The sequence below is a fragment of the Eoetvoesiella sp. genome (genome assembly GCF_035555955.1).
In the GTDB taxonomy this organism is placed as follows: Bacteria; Pseudomonadota; Gammaproteobacteria; order Burkholderiales; family Burkholderiaceae_B; genus Eoetvoesia.
This window is the reverse complement of record NZ_DATMGA010000067.1, coordinates 85,678-105,164: the sequence shown is the minus strand read 5'-3', so window position 1 is coordinate 105,164 and position 19,487 is coordinate 85,678. Positions and strand designations below refer to the sequence as shown.

14 protein-coding genes are annotated in these 19,487 nt (G+C 64.5%); 5 read left to right on the top strand and 9 right to left on the bottom strand.

All coding sequences use genetic code 11. The features are described from left to right. Nucleotides 1-422 precede the first annotated feature (422 nt). A complete protein-coding gene (gene rng, locus VNT00_RS16750; protein WP_325589549.1) occupies nt 423-1,886 on the top strand; it encodes a ribonuclease G in 1,464 nt (487 codons plus the stop codon). Nucleotides 1,887-1,981: 95 nt separating this feature from the next. Here the strand turns inward: rng and VNT00_RS16745 are convergent, their stop codons facing one another. Together VNT00_RS16745 and msbA are read right to left on the bottom strand one after the other, a co-directional pair. Then, nucleotides 1,982-2,446: a hypothetical protein gene (locus VNT00_RS16745; protein ID WP_325589547.1), complete on the bottom strand. Its 465-nt coding sequence runs from the start codon at nt 2,444-2,446 to the stop codon at nt 1,982-1,984. Nucleotides 2,447-2,564: 118 nt separating this feature from the next. Continuing rightward, complete coding sequence (gene msbA, locus VNT00_RS16740; RefSeq protein WP_325589545.1) at nt 2,565-4,337, bottom strand: lipid A export permease/ATP-binding protein MsbA; 1,773 nt, start codon at nt 4,335-4,337, stop codon at nt 2,565-2,567. A gap of 83 nt (nt 4,338-4,420) precedes the next feature. Here msbA and VNT00_RS16735 point away from each other — a divergent pair, with 83 nt between their 5' ends. The 4 genes from VNT00_RS16735 to VNT00_RS16720 all read left to right on the top strand — a co-directional run bounded on the left by VNT00_RS16735 (nt 4,421) and on the right by VNT00_RS16720 (nt 7,325). Then, nucleotides 4,421-5,395 (top strand): glycosyltransferase family 9 protein, encoded by a 975-nt coding sequence (locus tag VNT00_RS16735; protein ID WP_325589543.1) that lies wholly within the window; start codon nt 4,421-4,423, stop codon nt 5,393-5,395. Then, nucleotides 5,392-6,156: a YdcF family protein gene (locus VNT00_RS16730; protein WP_325589541.1), complete on the top strand. Its 765-nt coding sequence runs from the start codon at nt 5,392-5,394 to the stop codon at nt 6,154-6,156. Before VNT00_RS16735 ends, VNT00_RS16730 begins: the two co-directional genes overlap by 4 nt. Before the next feature lie 13 nt (nt 6,157-6,169). Next, nucleotides 6,170-6,439: a YkgJ family cysteine cluster protein gene (locus VNT00_RS16725; protein WP_325589539.1), complete on the top strand. Its 270-nt coding sequence runs from the start codon at nt 6,170-6,172 to the stop codon at nt 6,437-6,439. Between the two features lie 70 nt (nt 6,440-6,509). After that, nucleotides 6,510-7,325 (top strand): alpha/beta fold hydrolase, encoded by an 816-nt coding sequence (locus VNT00_RS16720; protein WP_325589537.1) that lies wholly within the window; start codon nt 6,510-6,512, stop codon nt 7,323-7,325. A 33-nt stretch (nt 7,326-7,358) separates the two neighbouring features. Here the strand turns inward: VNT00_RS16720 and VNT00_RS16715 are convergent, their stop codons facing one another. The 7 genes from VNT00_RS16715 to hrpA form a co-directional block, all read right to left on the bottom strand. Beyond that, complete coding sequence (locus tag VNT00_RS16715) at nt 7,359-8,507, bottom strand: glycosyltransferase family 4 protein (RefSeq protein WP_414650949.1); 1,149 nt, start codon at nt 8,505-8,507, stop codon at nt 7,359-7,361. 91 nt (nt 8,508-8,598) lie between these two features. Continuing rightward, on the bottom strand, nt 8,599-9,309 hold the full coding sequence (locus tag VNT00_RS16710; RefSeq protein WP_325589559.1) for a polysaccharide deacetylase family protein: 711 nt from the start codon (nt 9,307-9,309) through the stop codon (nt 8,599-8,601). A gap of 19 nt (nt 9,310-9,328) precedes the next feature. Next, nucleotides 9,329-10,084 carry a glycosyltransferase family 2 protein gene (locus tag VNT00_RS16705; RefSeq protein WP_325589535.1) on the bottom strand — a complete coding sequence of 252 codons (756 nt, stop codon included), beginning with the start codon at nt 10,082-10,084 and terminating at the stop codon, nt 9,329-9,331. Next, nucleotides 10,081-10,923, bottom strand: coding sequence for a polysaccharide deacetylase family protein (locus VNT00_RS16700; RefSeq protein WP_325589533.1), 843 nt, complete (start codon nt 10,921-10,923; stop codon nt 10,081-10,083). The genes VNT00_RS16705 and VNT00_RS16700 overlap by 4 nt, the downstream gene beginning before the upstream one ends. Next, nucleotides 10,920-12,020 (bottom strand): glycosyltransferase family 4 protein, encoded by a 1,101-nt coding sequence (locus VNT00_RS16695; RefSeq protein WP_325589531.1) that lies wholly within the window; start codon nt 12,018-12,020, stop codon nt 10,920-10,922. Before VNT00_RS16695 ends, VNT00_RS16700 begins: the two co-directional genes overlap by 4 nt. Then, nucleotides 12,017-15,508 carry a DNA polymerase III subunit alpha gene (gene dnaE / locus VNT00_RS16690; protein WP_325589529.1) on the bottom strand — a complete coding sequence of 1,164 codons (3,492 nt, stop codon included), beginning with the start codon at nt 15,506-15,508 and terminating at the stop codon, nt 12,017-12,019. The genes VNT00_RS16695 and dnaE overlap by 4 nt, the downstream gene beginning before the upstream one ends. Nucleotides 15,509-15,611: 103 nt before the next feature. After that, nucleotides 15,612-19,439, bottom strand: a complete 3,828-nt coding sequence (hrpA, locus tag VNT00_RS16685) for an ATP-dependent RNA helicase HrpA (RefSeq protein WP_325589527.1) — start codon at nt 19,437-19,439, stop codon at nt 15,612-15,614. Between the last annotated feature and the right edge of the window lie 48 nt (nt 19,440-19,487).

The following is a 19,487-nucleotide window of genomic DNA, read 5'->3' as shown; positions in this document are numbered from 1 at the left end:
TGATCCCTCAAGCGCCCACACTTATCGGCTGTTAAGTTGTTAAAGAGCAGTTGTGCCGCAATCAGCACAGAAGCGAAATTATGAACTATCCAGATCAACCTGTCAAGCGCCCAATCCGCCCGGCTTGCGCCGCCTTCGCCATCCGCCCCAAAAGATCAATCAAATCAATCCCTTGGATCGTGCACCCAACCCGTCTTACCGGGTTAACCCGGGTGCCCCGGCTGCGAAGAAGCGTGACTATAGCACACCATTTTGAAAAGGGGCAAATCAAAAGCAGAATATCCAGAAAAAAGACGACGGCGCAGCCGCGCGCCAAGCGCCCGCCCGGCGGGCGCCGGGACGCATGAAGGGCATAATATGCTCCTGAGCCCGGCGGCATGCCGCCGGGCGGGCCTTGCCGCCCACACCAGGCTTTCCAGACCATGACCGAAGACATTCTCATCAACGTCACCCCTTTTGAAACCCGCGTGGCCGTCACGGCCAACGGCATTGCCCAGGAACTGCACATCGAGCGCAGCATCCAGCGCGGCCACGTCGGCAACCTGTACCTTGGCAAGATCGTGCGTGTACTGCCGGGCATGCAAAGCGCCTTCGTCGACATCGGGCTCGAAAAGGCGGCCTTCATCCATGTGGCCGACCTGCGGCAGAACCGCGTTGAACGCACCAACGGCAACCCGCCCACGCCCATAGAGAAGCTGCTTTTCGAGGGGCAGTCGCTGCTGGTGCAAGTCATCAAGGACCCCCTGGGCACCAAGGGCGCCCGCCTTTCCACGCAAATAAGCATTGCGGGGCGCATGCTGGTCTACCTCCCCTTCGACCCGCATGTCGGCATCTCCCAGAAAATCGAATCCGAGGAAGAGCGCATCGCCTTGAGGGAACGGGTGGAACGCCTGATGCCCAAGGACGAAACCGGCGGCTTCATCGTGCGCACCCAGGCCGAAGGCGCCACCGATGAAGAGCTGGCCGCAGACCAGTCCTACCTGCGTGTCTTGTGGGCCAATCTCCAGAACCGCATCAAGACCCAACCCGCCCCCTCGCTGCTGCATGCCGACCTGACCCTGGCCCAGCGGGTGCTGCGCGACATGGTAGGGCCCCATACGGGCTCGATTCTGGTGGATTCGCGCAGCACCACGCAGGAGCTCCTGGAATGGGCCAAGATCTACACCCCTTCGGTGCAGGATCGGATCCGGCACTACAGCGGCGAGCGGCCATTGTTCGACACTGCCCACGTCGACGAGGAAATCGCCCGGGCGCTGTCGCGCCGCGTGGACCTGAAGTCGGGCGGCTACCTCATCATCGACCAGACCGAGGCTCTGACCACGGTGGACGTCAACACCGGCGGCTTCGTGGGCGGGCGCAATTTCGACGACACCATATTCAAGACCAACCTGGAGGCGGCCGTGGCGCTGGCCCGCCAACTGCGCCTGCGCAATCTGGGCGGCATCATCATCCTGGACTTCATCGACATGGACGATGCCGAGCACCGGGAATCGGTGCTGGCCGAGCTGAAAAAGGCGCTGAGCAAGGACCGCACGCGCATGACGGTCAGCGGCTTCAGCCAGCTCGGCCTGGTGGAAATGACGCGCAAACGCACGCGCGACTCGCTGGCGCATCAATTATGCGAACCCTGCCCCACCTGCCAGGCGCGCGGCAATGTGCGCACCGCGCGCACCTTGTGCTATGAGATCCTGCGTGAAATCCTGCGCGAGTCGCGGCAGTTCAATCCCAAGGAATTCCGCATCCTGGCTTCGCAGGCCATTGTCGATCTGTTCCTGGAAGAAGAAAGCCCCCACCTGGCCATGCTGGGCGACTTCATCGGCAAACCAGTCTCGCTGGAGGTTGAAAACAGCTACACCCAGGAGCAATACGATATTGTGCTGATCTAAGCTCGGCCAACACATTCCAAGAGACCGCGCCGGGACCGGGCAACGCCGGGTTGCCCAGCCAGGGCAGCGACCCCGCCGCCGGCAACATCCACGTCCTACTCTTCCTCGTTTTCCGCGGGCTTGGGCGGCTCGGGGGGAATCGGCTGGCCAGGGCAGATATCGGGGTGCAGGATGGCGTTGTACATGGCCTGTATCTGGGCCTTGTCGATCTCGTAATAGCTATACAGATTTCCACGCAGCCGCAGGCTCGTCATCATCTGCAAGCCCAATACCAGCGTGCGGCTCCAGCCGCCGTCGTCCTGTCCCGGCAGCGAATCGAGCTTTTGCGTAACCCGGGCATAGCTGGGGTGGTCCTCGTCGACGGCGAACTGGATGTTGGAGCCGCACTTGGTCTGCTGCAGCAGCACCGCTTTCTGGACCTGCACGAAAGTCCGCGGCACCCAGCGCTCGTCACGCATATAAGGCTGCGTTTCCAGGATGCTCAGCCCTATCCCGCCCTGGCCTTGTCCGGCGCATCCCGCCAGCACCGCCAAACCGCACAGCAACAACAGCTTCTTCATTTTGTTCCTTTGCCCAGTAGTGATTCCCAATAGCCCGGAAGGCCCCTGCCCTGCTGCCGGCCGGCCCGAACACGCCCGATGCCGGGCCTGGCCGCGGCGCGGGCGCAGCAAGGCCGCCTCAATCCTTGAACTGCATGCGGTACAGAGACGCGTACAACCCTTCGCTTGCCAGCAGTTCTTCGTGGCGCCCCTGCTCGACGATGCGGCCAGCGTCCAGCACCACGATTTTATCGGCCTTTTGCACCGTCGATAAGCGGTGGGCGATGACCAGGGTCGTGCGTCCCACCATCAGGCGCTCCAGCGACGCCTGCACCTGCGCCTCGGACTCGTTGTCCAGCGCCGAAGTGGCTTCGTCCAGGATAAGTATGGGCGCGTTCTTGATGAGCGCGCGAGCAATGGCCAGGCGCTGGCGCTGGCCGCCCGACAGGCTGCTGGCGTTCTCGCCGACCCGTGTATCGAGCCCTTGCGGCAGGCTGGCCACGAACTGATGCAGATTGGCCGCTTCGAGCGCCTTGTGGATTTCCTGCGTGCTGGCCTCGTGCAAGGCCCCATAGCTGACGTTCTCGCCTATGGTGCCGTCGAACAGCACCACGTCCTGGCTGACCAGGGACAGATGGCTGCGCAGGCTGCGCAAGGTGCAGTCCGCGACGGAATGCCCGTCGATCAGCACCTGCCCCGCGGTCGGCACGACAAAGCGCGGCAGCATGTTGACCAGCGTGGTTTTCCCGCTGCCCGAACGCCCCACCAGCGCCACGGTCTGGCCGGGCTCGACCGTGAAGGACACATCGGAAATCGTGTCGTTTTGCACCCCCTCGAAGCGATGGACGACGTTCCTGAATTCCACCTTGCCGGCGATGGGCTCCTTCAGCACGACGGTGCCGCTATCGCTTTCCGGCGGATGATCCACCAGCATGAACACGCTTTCGGCCGAAACCAGCATGCGCTGCATGGCGCCGGCGATGTTCGTGAGGCGCTTGAGCGGGTCGAATATCTGACCCAGGGCCGCCATGAAGGCAGCGAAGCTGCCCACGGTCAGGCCGCCATGATTGGCCTGATACAGGGCGACGGCAATGACGGCCGCCACCGACAGCGCCACGAAGAACTGGGTAAGCGGCGACATGGCCGCATCGGCCGACACGGCCCGCATGGCGAACCGCCGCAAGCGCCCGTTGACATACTGGAAACGGCCCGACTCGCGCTCGTAGCCATCGAACAGCTTGACGACACGCTGCCCGTCTATGGCTTCGCCCACCACCCGGGTCAGTTCGGCGTTCATGCTGATGGTGTCGCGATTGATGCGGCGCAGGCGCTTTATGAAGATACGGGACACGAGCACCGACGCCGGCAGCATGATGATAACGATCAGGGTCAACTGCCACGACATATAGAGCAGGACCGCCAGCAAGGCCACCACGATCAGCGTCTCGCGCACGATGACGGTGATGACCTCGGTCGCCAGGTTGGTGACGTTGGTGGCGTCGATGGTGAAGCGGTTGAGCAGGCGCCCGGTGTCGCCGCGCTTGAATTCCTCGTCGGGCAGGCCCAGCAGGCGCTCGAACATTTCGCGCCGGATTCCCAGCAGCATGTTGTTGGCGATCCAGGCCAGCACGTAGCTGCTGCCGAAGGTGCATATGCCGCGCAGCAAAACCAGGCCTATTACGGCCAGCGGTATCGACCACATGTAGGAAGGCTTGTTGCCGTTGAAGCCCTGGTCCAGCAGGGGCTTCATGATGACGGCGAGGGTCGGCTGGGTCGCCGCGCTGATGCTGACCAGGATGGCGGCGACGATGGCCGCCTTCCAGTACGGGCCAAGGCGTGAATAGATGCGGCGCCACAAATCGATCTTGGTGGGCTCGGAATGGGATGCGCCGGATGGTGGAACGGAATTCAAGAATCAGCTCGCTCTTATACAATTGAGTGCATCATTTTAGCGTTCCCGCAGTCTGGCCCGAATTTCGAACCTTTCACCCGCCGATGCCCAATTTTTCAGCCATATATCTACGCCTGCCAAACTGGATCGGCGACGTCTGCATGAGTTTACCCAGTTTGCATGCCTTGCTGGACACCGGGCTGCCCATCGTCGCGTGCGCCCGCCCATGGGCCAAAGACCTGCTGGCGGGCTACGGCCTGGCCGGGTTCGTCGAAATGACGGGCAACTGGCGCGCCGACCGCGCGGCGGTCAGCGCGCACAAGACCGCCGCGCGCCATCGCCGCGCCGTCGGCCTGCTGCTGCCGGACTCCCTGTCCAGCGCCATGGTCTTCCGTTTTGCCGGACTGGCCTGTTGCGGCTACCGGGACGACGGCCGCAGCCTGATCCTGCGCTGGCCCATCGCCAAGCCGGCGCCTTCCCTGCATGCCGTGCAATCCTGGTACCACCTCACCACCGAAGCCGCGCGGCGCTGGGGCTTGCCGGCGATGCCCTCCCAGGCCCCCGCCTCGCTGGACCTGCGGCTTGCCCCCCGGCACATCGAGGAAGGCCGCCGCGCCATGGCCGAGGCCGGCCTGCAGCCCGGGCAGTTCATACTCATCGCTCCCACCGCCACCGGACTGCACCATGGCAAAATCAAGGTCTGGCCCGGTTTTGCCGAGCTGACCCGCAAGCTGCAGCAGCAGGGACAAATCGTAGTCATGTGCCCGCCTCCGGCCGAAGCCGACGACGCCAGGCGCAACGCGCCGGACGCCTTGTGCCTGCCCCCCCTCAAGCTGGGTGCATTTGCTACACTGACTCGTTCCGCCTCGCTGGTAATATGCAATGACTCGGGCGTGTCGCACGTGGCGGCCGCCGCCGGCGCCGAGCAGCTTACGCTTTTCGGCGTCACGCGGCGCGAGCGCACCGGCCCCTGGTCGCAGAATGCAATATGCCTGGGCTCCGAAGGCCACTGGCCCACCGTGGACGAAGTGCTGCGCCAGGCAGACCTGCATACGCCATCAACAACTCGGTTTGCATGAATTTTTCCAGTTTCTTCACCAACCTGATCATTCCGCTCAATCTGTGCATCACGCTGCTTGTGCTGGCAGCCTTGTGCTTTATCGTCCGGCGCCGCAAGACCGCTGCCCTGCTGGCGGGGCTGTCGCTATGCTGGGGGGTGTTCTGGTCGCTGCCGGCGTCCTCGCTCTGGGCCGGAGGAAGGCTGGAACAACTCTACCCCTATGTACCGCCACAGGACCTCCCGGCCGCCCAGGCCATCGTCGTCCTGGGCGGCAACACCGCCGGGGGCCGCAGGAACTGGTTCGAACCCTACCACCGCAACCGCGCCATCACCCGGGTCGAAACGGCGGCCCAGATATACGAAGCCCACCGCGCCCCGCTGGTGGTGCTGTCGGGGGCCGCGCTGGAAGGCAAGATCAGCGAAGCCGAAAACATGGCCGCGGTCCTGCGCAAGCAAGGCGTGCCCGAAGACGCCCTGGTACTGGAAACAAACAGCTACAACACCCACGAAAACGGCGTATACACGGCCCAGAAGCTCAAGGCCCTTGGCTTGTCTCGCGTGCTGCTGGTTACCTCGGCGCTGCACATGCCGCGCGCCATGGCTGTTTTCCACAAGCAAGGCATCACCGCCATCGCCGCGCCATCGCCTCCCCAGATCGTCGTGCCCGACGACCCGGACTTCTCGTTCTGGCAGCCCAACGAACGCGCCTTCGATGCCGCACGCTCGATCATCAAGGAATACGCCGGCCTGCTGGCCTATTGGGTGCGCGGCTGGATCTAGAACCCTTTAAACCATGGATTGCCGCGACAACTGCGGCGCGTGCTGTACCGCGCCCTCCATCTCCAGCCCCATCCCGGGCATGCCTCTCGGCAAGCCAGCCGGAGTCCGTTGCGTACAGCTCGCGCCGGACAACCGCTGCCTGATCTTCGGCAGGCCCGAGCGGCCCGCCTGCTGCTCGGGCCTGCAGCCTTCGGAGGAAATGTGCGGCGCCACGCGCGGCCAGGCCCTGCTATGGCTGACAGAGCTGGAGCGGAGCACGGCCCCTGACTTGCGCGGGCCTTGACGACGGTAGAGCCGTTGGAGATGATCGGGGTCTTGCAACCGCGCGGCATGCGCAACCAAGGATACCTTGCATGCACACCATCGATCATGCCGGAGCCCGCATCGCCTACCGTGTCGACGGCGCGGGCCCGGGACTGGTGCTGGTCCACGGCACTGGCGGCGACTCCGAAAGCCACTGGGGCCATCTTGTCCCGCATCTGGCCCCGCACTGGACCGTCGTTCGCCCCGAATACGCGGGTTCGGGCCAGACCCGCGACCAAGGCGGGCCGCTGACCGTTGCCACGCTGGCCGACCAGGTCGTCGCGGCGGCACGGGCGGCGGGGACCGTTCCGTTCGATCTGGCGGGATTCTCGCTGGGGGCTCCCATAGCCGTCCATATTGCCGCCGAATACCCGCAGCTTGTGCGATCCGTCGTGCTGCTCGCCGGTTTTGCTTCCAGCGACAGCCCCCGCCAGGCCATGCAATTCGAGCTGTGGCGCGACCTGATCCGCAGCGACCGTGCATCCATGGCGCGCATCGCGCTGCTGACCGGCTTCAGCCCGGCCTTCTTGTCGAGCCTGGACGAAGCCGCCCTGACCCAGAACATCGACTTCATGCTCGACAACATAAACTGGGAAGGCATGGCGCGCCAGATCGAGCTGGATCGGACCCTGAACGTATGCGAACAGGCCCGGCGCATCACCAGGCCGGCGCTGGTAATAGGCTGCAGGCACGACCAGATGGTGCCCGTCGACCATGCCCACCGGCTGGCCGCCCTGATCCCCCATGCCGAGTATGCGGAAATGGAAACCGGCCATATTGCCTTATGGGAGCGGCCGGACGAATTCATCGAGCTGGCCTGCGGCTTTCTGCGCCGGCACGCCGGTGAGCGGGCCGGCCGGAACTAGCGGGAACCCCTTGGGAAGCGTGGGCGGCAGGTCTCAGCCGGCCCGCTCGGCCCGGACCTCGCGATACAGGGCCAGATAACGGAGCGCGGCTTCGGCCCAGCTATGCCGCCGGACCACTTGCGCACCGCCCGCCACGAGCTGCCCGCGCAAATCGGGCTCTTGCGCCAGGCGGCGCAAATACTGGGCCAACTGGTCGGCATTTTCGGGATCGGCCAGCACCAGCGCTTCGGTGCCATGGCATACGTACTGGGCGAAGCCGCACCAGGGCTGGGGGCTAAGCACCACCGGCAGGCCGTAGGACATGGCCTCGAGCGGAGCCATGCCGAAGCTGTCGTTCAAGGTGGGATGGACATAGACATCGGCCGCCTGGTAGTACTGGCCGATTTCGGACGTGGCATCGATGACGCGCACCCGGTCGAAGAGCTCGCCCTGCCTGAACTTGACGACGAACTCGCGCGTGCCCGCATTGCCGCCCACCACCAGCAGCTTTACGTTGTCGGGCAACATGGCCAGCGCCTGCAGCACGGTAGGCAGCCCCTTGCGCAGGGGGTTCCGGGCAACCAGCAGGCAGACCTGGTCGGTATCGAGCCAGCCTTGCGCCTCGCGCAGCCGCGCCCGCGTGGCGGGGTCGATGTCGGTGGGCGATGTGACCCCCGGAGGAATCACCGGCACGGGCAGCTCGCCGCCATAGGCCTGCGCCAACTGGTCGGCGATAAGGCCGGACACCGCCACGGTTCTATGCCCGGGGCGGGGCCGGACCCGCTTTTGCTCGAGGCCCAGATAGGTTTGCACGCGGGGGCTGGCATACGACAGCAGGCGCTTCAGCAGCGGCAGCTTGCGAACGCGCCAGTTGTAGCGCACCGGCGTAACGTGCACGACCTCGACGTCGCCGCTCCATCCGTTCATGTGCGAATGCACGATGTCGAACCCCTGGCGGGTGGCACGCCGGGCGCGTATGGCGAACAGCAAAACGCGCACCCAGCTTGGCCAGCCCCGCCAGGACCGCAAGGGTACGTAAGGCAGGGCCAGGCCGCAAGCCGTGTCGTACTCGCGCGCAAACACTGTAATATCGTGGCTGGAGGCCAGTTCGCGCATCAGCGCCACGCCATAGGCTTCGGCCCCCCCGAAACGCGCCCCGAACCTGTCCACCACGAAGGCGATTTTCAGGCGGTCACCCTCCATTGCGGCGGCGGAAATCTGGCCGCCCTGGGCTCCGCCAGATTCGGCGGCAGCGGTCTCGGCAGCATCATGCCGGACGGGACTGGCGTTTTGCTTAATGGTCACGGCGACGCTTGTCTTCGAGGCGAGTCAGGCATTTTTGCAGGAACCTGAAAATATTGGTGGAACGGGCCACTGTAACGCGCGGCAGGCCGAATATATCGTCGGAAGACCTGGCCAGGCCGCCCTCGGTGGTGGTGGCGTTGGCGTATCCGGCCTCGCGGACCAGGGCGCGCATCCGGGGGCTTTCATCTCCGTAAGGGTAGCAAAAAGCCGTGACTTCGGCACCCAGAAATTGTTCGAGTTCCCGTCGCGACTGGGCAATCTGATAAGCGGCGATCTCGGGCGAAACCTGCGTAAGAAACACGTGGTCCAGCGTATGCGAACCGACTTCCTGGCCTTGCGCCGCCCAGCCGCGCATTTCGTCCAGCGACATGAGGTCGGAATGCGGAATGCCTTTTTCGTAGTCCCAGCGATTGCCGCCGCCGAGTTGCCGGGCCACGAAATAATTGGTGGCGGTGAAGCCATGCTCGACCAGTACGGGCAAGGCGTTTTGATAGACGTTGCGGTAGCCGTCGTCGAAAGTAATGCCGAACACCTTGCCCTGGCGCTCGCCCCTAAGATAGGGAACGAGATCGCGCATCGCCAGCCCGCGGTAGCCCAGCCGGCGCATCCACGCCATTTGCCGCCTGAAATCGGCTGGATGGACGGTGAGGCTTCGATACGGCGTCCCCTTGGCCGCCGGCTGCCCCACCTGATGGTACATGAGGATAGGAATCATGGGCTTATTCCGACTTGTTCCGGTTCAAGATCCAAAGCTTGCTGTAGCGGAAAAAACTGCCCGCCGCCGCCGTGACGGCCAGGATCACGCCTTCCTTGCCGTCCAGAAATCCACGCCGGATCACGTAGATGCGCACGAGGGTCCAGAACGCGTGCCCCAGCACGCCCGGCATCGACGTGGTCTTGCCGCGGGCATGCATCATGGCGGCCGCGTCGGTGGAGTAGCGGTTGACCTTGGCGATCATGCTTTCCAGATCCGCATAGGGATAATGCAGGAAGTGGCCGTCCAGGACAGCGACGGCCCCCGAAGCCTGGACGCTTTCGTGCACGGCGGCGTCGGTGAAGCGCGCGCTGCCCCGCTTGAACAGCCGGAGCACATGATCGGGCCACCAGCCGCTATGGCGTATCCAGCGTCCGCAAAAGTTGGAGAGCCGGGCGATTTTGTAGGCCTGGGCGGACGGATCCGCCAGGACCCGCCCGATGGCACCGGCCAGCTCGGGCGTGACGCGCTCGTCGGCATCGATGGACAACACCCACTCCTGGGTGGCCAGGTCGAGCGCGCGGTTCTTTTGCGGGCCGAAGCCCGGCCAGTCGTGCGTTACGTGCACCTTGGCGCCCTTGGCCAGGGCGATCTCGCGCGTTGCGTCGGTGCTGCCCGAATCGACGACGATGATCTCGTCGGCGAACGACACCGAGTCCAGGCACTCGCCGATATGCCGCGCCTCGTTCTTGGTAATGACGATGACCGACAGTGTCGTCATGCCTTGCCCCTGAGCGAGCGCTTCCAAAGCTTCCAGCGGTTATACAGAGGGCCCGCCACGGGATCGGCCGCGATGCGGACGCGCCGGCCCACCGAGGCGCCTGGCGCGTTGCGCACGGCAAACCGGTAAATTCCGGCGGGATCCGTGCCGGCCCGGTTCTGCCCGAAGGCCTGGGTGGTGTACAAGTAGCGGAATCCGGCTTCCTGGGCAAGCCTGACGTAGTCGTCGTCGAAATAACCCTGGGGCCAGCACAAATGCTGCGACACTTCGCCCAGGTGTTCTTTGAGGCTGGCCCGCGAATCGGCCAGTTCGCGCGCCATCAGCGTGTTTTTTTCGGCCGCGCGCACGCTTTTGTCCCAGCGTGTGTGGGTGTGGGTATGGCTGTGGAATTCGAACGTGCCGTCGGCCTGCATGGCCCGGATTTCGCTCCAGCGCAGCGCGACGTCATCGGCGCGCCCGCTATCGATCAGGCGTTCGCATTCGCGATGCTCGGGCGTGGGCGGCAAGTCCTCCTGGCCAAGGTGAGGACGGACAGAACCATCGCCCATCCAGGACGTCACCAGGAAAATCAGCGCCCGGAAACCGTATTTTTTCAGCAGCGGGTAGGCGTAGACCCAGTTGTCCAGATAGCCGTCGTCGAAAGTGATGAGCACCGAGCGGGCGGGAACGGGCTGCCCCGCCAGGTGCCCGGCGAACTCGTCGCTGCCGAGCGAACGGTAACCGTGCCGCGACAGCCAGGCCAACTGGTCTTCGAAGTTTTGCGGCGAGGCATTGATGAAGCTGCCCGACGGCGAAACGTGGTGATACATCAACACAGGGACGGTTTGCGCGTACTTCATTTTTTCAGCTCGCTTAGCCAGCGGTAATAGCAGGACTCGATATTCCGGACCATGGCCTCCTGGCTGAACTTACCCTCGGTGCGAACCATGCGGCGCCCCGCCTCGCCCATCCGGGCGCGCAGGCCGGGATCGTCGATGAGTTTTTCAAGCGCCGCCGTGAGCGCGGCCTGGTCGTGCAATGGCACCAGCAGGCCTGTTACGCCGTTTTTCATCATCTCGGGCACGCCGTCCACGTCCGTGCCCACCACGGCCAGGCCGGCGTTGGCCGCCTCGACGAACACCGTGCCCGACGCTTCCTGTTCGGTGGCCAGCGCAAACATATCGAATCCCGCCAATAGATTGGGAACGTCCTTGCGCGCGCCAAGGAGATGGATTTGTCCGCCCAGCCCTTTTGCCGCAACATGGGCCTGGACCTGCTCGAACGTGGGCGACCCGCCCCCGACGAAGACCAGATGCAGCCTGGCGCGCCGGCGCAGCAAGGGCTCCATGGCGTCAATCAACGCGCGATGCCCTTTTTGCGCCCGCATCACCGCCACGCAGCCGACCACGATGTCGTCCTGCCCGAGCTGCAGCTCTTGCCTCAGCGTGGAAGGTTGGCTCCATTCGGCCAGATCGACCACGGGATACACGACCGCCACGTCGGACGGCCTGGCCCCCCGGTCGATGAGGTGTTTGCGAACGAACTCGCTGGCGGTGGTGACCCGGTGCGGCACGATGGTGTACGACAGCAGCGACCCTACCTTTTTGGCCAGATGCCGGGTGCGGACGATAAGCGGCGTGCCCGCCAGACGGGCGGCGCAGCCGGCCAGCATCGTATCGCGCCGGCTATGAGAGTTCAGCACGTCGAAGCGGCCGTCGCGCAATATTTTGCGCAGCTGCAGCACGCCCTTGACGTAATTGATCGGTCCGTCCATGTACAGCGTGTGCACAGTGAACCCATCGTCCCGCAGCCGCTGGGCCAGCACGGCGTGCGGCTGGCAAATGGCTTCTAGATGGTGGCCGCGGTCGCGCATGGCGCGCATCATTCTGTAGATGTACTGCTCCTGCCCGCCGAAACTCGTGGCCGCTTCGGAGTGCATGATGCGCAATGGGCTCATGAATACGCGATCTCCACGCCGTCCGGCTCGGCCCACTGCTCCAGCTGCTCGAGCATGGCGTCGGCCATGCGCACGCGCCAGTCCTCGCCCAGGCGCACCGTGCACAGAAACCCGCCGCGCTTGAGGCGGACCTCGACCGGCACGCCCGGAACGCCGTTCTCGGGCTCGGCGCGGAAAGGGTTGAGCAATTGGCGCAGCCGAAGCGCGTCGGCATTGCCATTGAGCGTAACCCGCAACGCCTTGGCGCGCGCCTCGCGAACCAGCTGCAGGTCGAACACCTGGTCGGCGGAAACCCTCAGGCCGCCGGAATAATCGTCGTTGCTGACCTTGCCGTGAATGATGATGAGCTTGTCTTCCTTGAGACGATTGCGGTGCTGTTCGTACAGCTCGTTGAAAATGGCCACCTCGATTTGCGACGACCCGTCGTCCAGCAAGGCATACAGCATTTTTCCGCGCCGCGTCATCTTGACCCGCACCGAAGACAGCACGCCGGCGAACCACTGCAGGCTGCGCGACGGCTCGAGGCGCGCCAGCGGCGTGGGCGCGAAGCGGCGCACTTCGTCGCGCCAGGCATCGAACAGATGGGCGCTGAAGAAGAACCCCAGGGCGGTCTTTTCCTCGGTGAGGAGGGTTTGCAGATCCCAGGGCGCCACATTGGCCAGCGCGCCTTCGACGATGTCGTCGCTGTCGTCCGCGAACAGGGAAACCTGGTTGGCGCTGCGCTCGGCCTGTTCGGCGGCTTCGACCGCCGTGCCGATGCTGGCCAGCAAGGCTGCGCGATTCGCGTCGATGCCGTCGAAAGCGCCCGCGCGGATCAAGGCTTCGATGGTGCGGCGGTTGACCGTATGCCGGTCGACGCGGCGGCAAAAGTCGAACAGGCTTTTGTAGGGGCCGTCCTGGTCGCGCACGCGGATGATCTCTTCGACCGCCGACTGGCCCGCGCCCTTCACCGCGCCCAGGCCATAGCGCATGGTGCGCGGCGGCTGGCCCTTGGCGGTGTGTTGGTCGGCCACCGGCTCGAAACGGTAGCTGGAAGCGTTGACGTCGGGCGGCAGGACCTCGACGCCGTTGGCCAGGGCGTCCTTCCAGAAAGTCTGCACCTTGTCGGTGTCGTCCATGTCGGATGACAGGGTGCCGGCCAGGAACTCCGCGGGATGGTACACCTTGAGCCACGCGGTCTGATACGCAATGAGCGCATAGGCGGCCGAGTGGCTTTTGTTGAAGCCATAGCCGGCGAATTTTTCCATCAGGTCGAACAGCTTGACAGCCAGCTCGCCGTCATAGCCTTTTTCAATGGCGCCCTTCTCGAAAATGGCGCGGTGCTTAGCCATTTCCTCGGGTTTTTTCTTGCCCATGGCACGGCGCAGCATGTCGGCGCCGCCCAGCGTGTAGCCCCCGATGATCTGGGAGATCAGCATGACCTGTTCCTGGTACACGATGACGCCGTAGGTGCTTTTGAGCACCGGCTCCAGGTCGGGATGGAAATAATCGACTTCGGCGCGGCCATGCTTGCGGTTGACGAAGTCCAGCACCATGCCCGATTCCAGCGGGCCCGGCCGGAACAGTGCCAGCACGGCGATGACGTCCTCGAATGTGTTGGGCCGCAGGTTCTTGAGCAGTTCCTTCATGCCGCGCGATTCCAGCTGGAACACGGCTGTGGTGTTGCCTTCGCTGAGCAGTTCGTAGGTGCGGTGGTCGTCCAGCGGCACCGACATGATGTCGAAGTCGCGCTTGGTTTCGTTGAAGCGGCGCACATAGCGCACGGACCAATCCAGGATGGTCAGGTTGCGCAGGCCCAGAAAGTCGAACTTGACCAGGCCCGCCGCCTCGACGTCGTCTTTGTCGAACTGGGAAACCGCATTGCTGTCGACGCCCGGCTGGCAATACAGCGGGCAGAAATCGGTAAGCTTGCCCGGCGCGATCAGCACGCCGCCGGCATGCATGCCGATATTGCGGGTCAGGCCTTCCAGCGGCCGCGCCAGGTCGATGAGCGCGCGCACTTCTTCGTCCTGCTCGTAGCGCTCTTTGAAGGCCGGCTCCTCGGCCAGGGTGCGCTCTAGTGTCCAGGGATCGGCGGGGTTGAACGGGATAAGCTTGGACAGGCCGTCGCACAGCGAATACGGCATTTCCAGGACCCGGCCGACGTCGCGCACCACCGCCTTGGCGCCCAGCGTGCCGAAGGTGGCGATCTGGCTGACCGCCTCCTTGCCGTATTTATGCTTGACGTAGTCGATGACGCGTTCGCGATTGTCCTGGCAGAAGTCGATGTCGAAGTCGGGCATGGAAACCCGCTCGGGATTCAGGAAGCGCTCGAACAGCAAGTCGTAGCGGATTGGGTCGAGGTCGGTAATGCCCAGGGAAAACGCCACCAGCGAGCCTGCGCCCGAGCCCCGGCCCGGACCCACCGGGACGCCATTGTTCTTGCCCCAGTTGATGAAGTCGGCCACGATGAGGAAGTAGCCCGGAAAACCCATGCTGATGATGGTCTTGCATTCCCACCGCAGGCGTTCTTCGTATTCGGGATACTTGGCCTGGCGCTCGGCCTCGTCGGGAAACAACTGGGCCATGCGCTTTTGCAGCCCCGTCTCGGCCAGTTCCACCAGGTAGTCGTCCAGCGTTACCCCTTCGGGCGTCGGGAAGTTAGGCAGGCAAGGCGTGCCCAGGTGCAGGGTCAGGTTGCAGCGCTTGGCGATTTCAACCGTATTGGCCAGCGCGGAGGGCACGTCGGCGAAGCGCTGCGCCATGTCCTGCGACGACAATAGATACTGTTCCTGCGTAAAGCGCCTGGGCCTTTTGGGGTTGGCCAGCTGTTCACCCTGGGCAATGCAGACCCGCGCCTCGTGCGCGCGGAAATCGCCGGCGTCGAGGAACTGCACGGGATGGGTGGCGACGACCGGAAGATCGAGTCGCGCGGCCAGCCGCAAGGCGGCCTGCACATAGGCTTCGTCGCCGTCGGCGCCCGAACGCTGCAGCTCGATGTAGTAAGAGCCGGGAAACGCCTTGGCCCATTTGGCCGCCAGCGTCCTGGCCTCGTCGTCGCGGCCGGCCTCCAGGGCCTGGCCGACGTCGCCGCCGCGCCCGCCCGACAGCACAATGAGCCCTTCCTTGCCCAGCAGCCATTCGGCGCGCACCTCGGCCCGCCCCATGTGCTGGTTGTCCAGCCATGAACGCGTGAGGATGTCGCACAGGTTCAGATAGCCCTGGTGCGTGCGCACCAGAAGCAGCAGGCGGTGGGGCTTGTCTCGGTCTTCGTCGTTCTGCAGCCAGATATCGCAGCCCGCAATGGGCTTGACGCCCGCCTTGCGGCCGGCCTTGTAGAACTTGATGAGGCCGAAGATATTGGAGAGGTCGGTCAGGGCCACGGCGGGCTGCCCATAGCCGGCCACCTTCTTGATGAGTTCGGGGATCTGCACGATGCCGTCCACCACCGAGAACTCGGAGTGGACTCGCAGATGCACGAAGGGCGAGGAATCGTTTACGTCGGTCATGGATGGATTGTACTTAAGGAAGCGCCGAACAAGTCATCGCGTCGCAATCATTCGCTTTCCACGCGGGCCTGGCCGGAGGCGGCCCGGGAAATTCGTTGAAACATTACCGCTGCAGCGCCTGCCACGCCTTTTGCAGGCGCTTTACGGACACAGGCATGGGAGTGCGCAGCTCCTGGGCAAACAAGGCCACCCGCAGCTCTTCGAGCAGCCAGCGGAACTCATCGAGCTGGGCATCGGCAGCGCCCTTGAGCGCGGCCTGGGCGCGTTGATACTGTACCAGCAAGGGAGCCATCTCGGCCATCTGGCGCGCATCGCGCGCGGGGTCGGCCCGGAGCTTGTCGATGCGGGCCTGGGCCGCCTTCAGATAGCGCGGATACTGGGCCAGTTGCCGGTACGGCGTATCGCGCACGAACCACTTGCCCATCAACGCACCCAGCTGCTTTTGCAGGTCGGCGTAGCAAGCCTGGTGCGCCTTGGCCTGCGGCAGCTTTTTTTGCACCGCCGACCATTCCGCCAGTATCTGCCCCGCCAGGCGCGCAACCTCCTGGGCCAGCAGGCCCAGGCGCGTCTTGCCTTCGGCGCGGCGCGCATCGAAGCTTGCCTGGTCGGCGGGCCACGGCTCGGCCAGGCAGGCCTGCCCGATGGCGCAGTCGATGATCTGGTCGCGCAACTCTTCCTGGGTTCCCAGGCTCATGTACAGCATGCTCATGCGGGTGAGGTCGTTGAGGTTCTTTTCCAGGAACTTGACCTGTTCGCGCAAGCCCAGCTTGAACAGGCGCAACAAACCCGCGCGATGCTGGGCATGCGCTTCGGCCGGGTCGTCGAAAACGTCCAGGTCGCAATGCGTGCCATGGTCGATCAGGGCCGGATAGCCGACGAAGGACTGCCCCTTGCGCTTGATTTCCATGAGTTCGGGCAAAGGACCGAAAGTCCAGGACGTAAGCTGTTCGTGCGCCAGGGCCTGCGCCACGTTTTCGTCGCGCACGGCCAGTTTCTGGAACGACGCCTGCGCCTCGCGCCCGTGTTCGGCCTTGAGCTGATCGAGATTGCGGCCGCCCGACAGCATGCGCCCGTGTTCATCGACCACCTTGAAGTTCATGAACAAATGGGCCGGCAGGGTTTCCAGCTTGAAGTCGCTGCGCACAGGCCGAACCTTGACCTGTTCCCACATGTCCGCGGCGATGGCGTCCAGCAAGCCTTGATCGGGGTCGGTGGCACGCTCGAACCAGCGCTCGTAGAAACCCGCCGCATAGTCCGGCAGCGGCACGCAATGGCGCCGCATTTTCTGCGGCAGCGATTTGAGCAGCAGATGCACTTTTTCCTTGAGCATGCCGGGCACCAGCCACTCGCAGCGTGCCGGGTCGATGGTGTTCAGGGCGAACAGCGGCACGGCGAGCGTGACGCCGTCGCGTACCGAGCCGGGCTCGAAATGGTAGTCCAGGGCCATTTCCACCCCCTGCCATTGCACCTTCCTGGGGAAGACGTCGGTGGTCACCCCGGCCGCCTCGTGGCGCATCAGGTCGTCGCGCGTCAGTTGCAAAGCCTGGGCGGCCGCCTTGTCCAGGCCCTTGGCCCATTTTTCCAGCGTGGCGGTCTGATACACATCGGCGGGAATCCGCTGGTCGTAGAACGCATAGATAAGTGTGTCGTCCACCAGAATGTCCGGGCGGCGCGCCTGGTGCTCGAGTTTTTCGATCTTGGCGATCAATTGCCGGTTGTGGTTGACGAACGGCAGTTGCGTATCGATCTCGCCCGGCACCAGCGCCTGGCGAATGAAGAGCTCGCGGGCCTGAACCGGGTCGACCTTGCCATAGTGGATGCGGCGGCCCGAATAGACCGGCAGACCGTACAAGGTGGCACGCTCGTTGGCCACCACCTGGCCGGCCTTCTTTTCCCAGCGCGGGTCGGACCAGTTGCGGCGGATCAAATGCGCGCCAGCCTTCTCCAGCCACAAGGGATCGATCCGCGCCACGCAGCGGGCATACAGGCGCGTGGTTTCGACCAGCTCGGCGGCGACTATCCATCGCCCGGCCTTCTTGGCCAGCCTTGAACCCGGATGGATCTGGAAGCGGATGTCGCGCGCGCCCTGATAGCCAGACCCTTCGTCGCTTTTGAGCCCCACGTTGCCCAGCAGGCCGGACAACAGCGCCATGTGCACCTGCTCGTAGGTGGCGTCCAGTGTATTGACGCGCCAGCCCTGCTCGCCCACCAGTGCGGCCAGTTGGCTGTGCACGTCGCGCCACTCGCGCAGCCGCAGCGGCGATAAAAAGTTCTGGCGCAGCAGCGCCACCAGCTTGCGCTGCGAGGCCTTGTGCGCCACCTGTTCGTCATACCAGCGCCACAGCTTGATCCAGGACAGGAACTCGGATTTATCGTCGCCGAACTTGGCATGGACGGCTTCCGAGGCTTCGCGCTCGCTCATGGGGCGGTCGCGCGGATCCTGGACCGACAGCGCCGACGCGATGATGAGCATCTCGGCCAGGCACTGCTGGTCGCGAGCCTCCAGCACCATGCGCGCCAGGCGGGGATCCACCGGTAGCCTGGCCAGCGCCCTGCCCGTCGGTGTCAGCTGGTTGGCGTCGTCGAGCGCGCCCAGCTCCTGCAGAAGATGATAGCCGTCGGCAATGGCTCGGCCCGTGGGGGCATCGACGAAGGGAAACGTTTCGATGTCGTCCAGCTTGAGGGCCCGCATGCGCAAAATGACCGAGGCCAGAGACGATCGCAGGATTTCCGGATCCGTGAACGGAGCCCGCTGCTTGAAATCGTCTTCGGCGTACAAGCGGATGCAGACCCCCGGGCCGATCCGCCCGCAGCGCCCCGCCCTTTGGTTGGCCGACGCCTGGCTGATGGGCTCGATGCGCAGCTGCTCGACCTTGTTGCGCCAGGAATAGCGCTTGACGCGCGCCAGCCCGCTGTCGACCACGTACCGGATGCCCGGCACGGTCAACGAGGTTTCGGCCACATTGGTCGCCAGCACGATGCGGCGCGCATTACCGCGGGGCCGGAATATGCGCTCTTGCTCGCTTTGCGACAGCCGGGCGAACAGGGGCAGAACCTCGACGCTGGGCGGGTGGCTTTTGCGCAGCGCTTCGGTGGCTTCGCGGATTTCGCGCTCGCCGGGCAGGAACACCAGCACGTCGCCCGTGCCGTGTCGGGCGCATTCCGCCACCCCGTCGACGATGGCGTCGATGAGGTCGCGCTCTTCGTCGGCGCCGCGGCGGCCGCCCGCGTCCGCCTCCGGCTGGGCGCTTTCCTGCAGGACGGGCCGGTACAGGACCTCGACCGGATACAGGCGGCCCGAGACCTCGACCACGGGAGCCGGCTTGCCGCGCTGGGCGAAATGCCGGGCGAAGCGGTCGGCATCGATGGTGGCCGAGGTGATGATGACCTTGAGGTCGCGCCGCTTGGGCAATAGCTGCAGCAGGAAGCCCAGCAGGAAATCGATGTTCAGGCTGCGCTCGTGGGCCTCGTCGATGATGATGGTGTCGTAGCGGCGCAATAAGGGATCGCGCTGCGATTCGGCCAGCAGGATGCCGTCGGTCATGAGCTTGATGGCCGAGCGCGGTCCGGTGCGGTCGTTGAAGCGTATCTGGTAGCCCACCCAGTCGCCCAGCTCGGTCTTGAGCTCTTCGGCAATGCGCTTGGCCACCGAGGTCGCCGCCAGGCGGCGCGGCTGCGTATGCCCTATCATCTTCTTGAGCCCGCGGCCCAGTTCCAGGCAGATTTTCGGCAGTTGCGTCGTCTTGCCGGATCCGGTTTCACCGCACACAATGACCACCTGATGCGCCTGGATGGCCGCGGCGATCTCGTCGCGCCGCGCGCTTACGGGCAGGTCTTCAGGATACGCGATGGGCGGGGGCCGCCGCAGCTCGGCTTGCGGCTGCGGCCCAGCAGTGTGTGTGTTTTCCGACAAATCAACGGACTCTTGCATGAATTTTCTAATAAACGGGTGATGCGGTCATTATAATTTTGACGACAC

Excerpts from the sequence above, each read along its gene's own strand:
- VNT00_RS16725 (WP_325589539.1), top strand. The coding sequence starts at position 6,170 with ATGGATTGCCGCGACAACTGCGGCGCGTGCTGTACCGCGCCCTCCATC.
- VNT00_RS16715 (WP_414650949.1), bottom strand. The coding sequence starts at position 8,507 with ATGGAGGGTGACCGCCTGAAAATCGCCTTCGTGGTGGACAGGTTCGGG.
- VNT00_RS16720 (WP_325589537.1), top strand. The coding sequence starts at position 6,510 with ATGCACACCATCGATCATGCCGGAGCCCGCATCGCCTACCGTGTCGAC.
- VNT00_RS16710 (WP_325589559.1), bottom strand. The coding sequence starts at position 9,309 with ATGTACCATCAGGTGGGGCAGCCGGCGGCCAAGGGGACGCCGTATCGA.
- VNT00_RS16745 (WP_325589547.1), bottom strand. The coding sequence starts at position 2,446 with ATGAAGAAGCTGTTGTTGCTGTGCGGTTTGGCGGTGCTGGCGGGATGC.
- VNT00_RS16705 (WP_325589535.1), bottom strand. The coding sequence starts at position 10,084 with ATGACGACACTGTCGGTCATCGTCATTACCAAGAACGAGGCGCGGCAT.
- dnaE (WP_325589529.1), bottom strand. The coding sequence starts at position 15,508 with ATGACCGACGTAAACGATTCCTCGCCCTTCGTGCATCTGCGAGTCCAC.
- hrpA (WP_325589527.1), bottom strand. The coding sequence starts at position 19,439 with ATGCAAGAGTCCGTTGATTTGTCGGAAAACACACACACTGCTGGGCCG.
- VNT00_RS16695 (WP_325589531.1), bottom strand. The coding sequence starts at position 12,020 with ATGAGCCCATTGCGCATCATGCACTCCGAAGCGGCCACGAGTTTCGGC.
- VNT00_RS16735 (WP_325589543.1), top strand. The coding sequence starts at position 4,421 with ATGCCCAATTTTTCAGCCATATATCTACGCCTGCCAAACTGGATCGGC.
- rng (WP_325589549.1), top strand. The coding sequence starts at position 423 with ATGACCGAAGACATTCTCATCAACGTCACCCCTTTTGAAACCCGCGTG.
- VNT00_RS16730 (WP_325589541.1), top strand. The coding sequence starts at position 5,392 with ATGAATTTTTCCAGTTTCTTCACCAACCTGATCATTCCGCTCAATCTG.
- VNT00_RS16700 (WP_325589533.1), bottom strand. The coding sequence starts at position 10,923 with ATGAAGTACGCGCAAACCGTCCCTGTGTTGATGTATCACCACGTTTCG.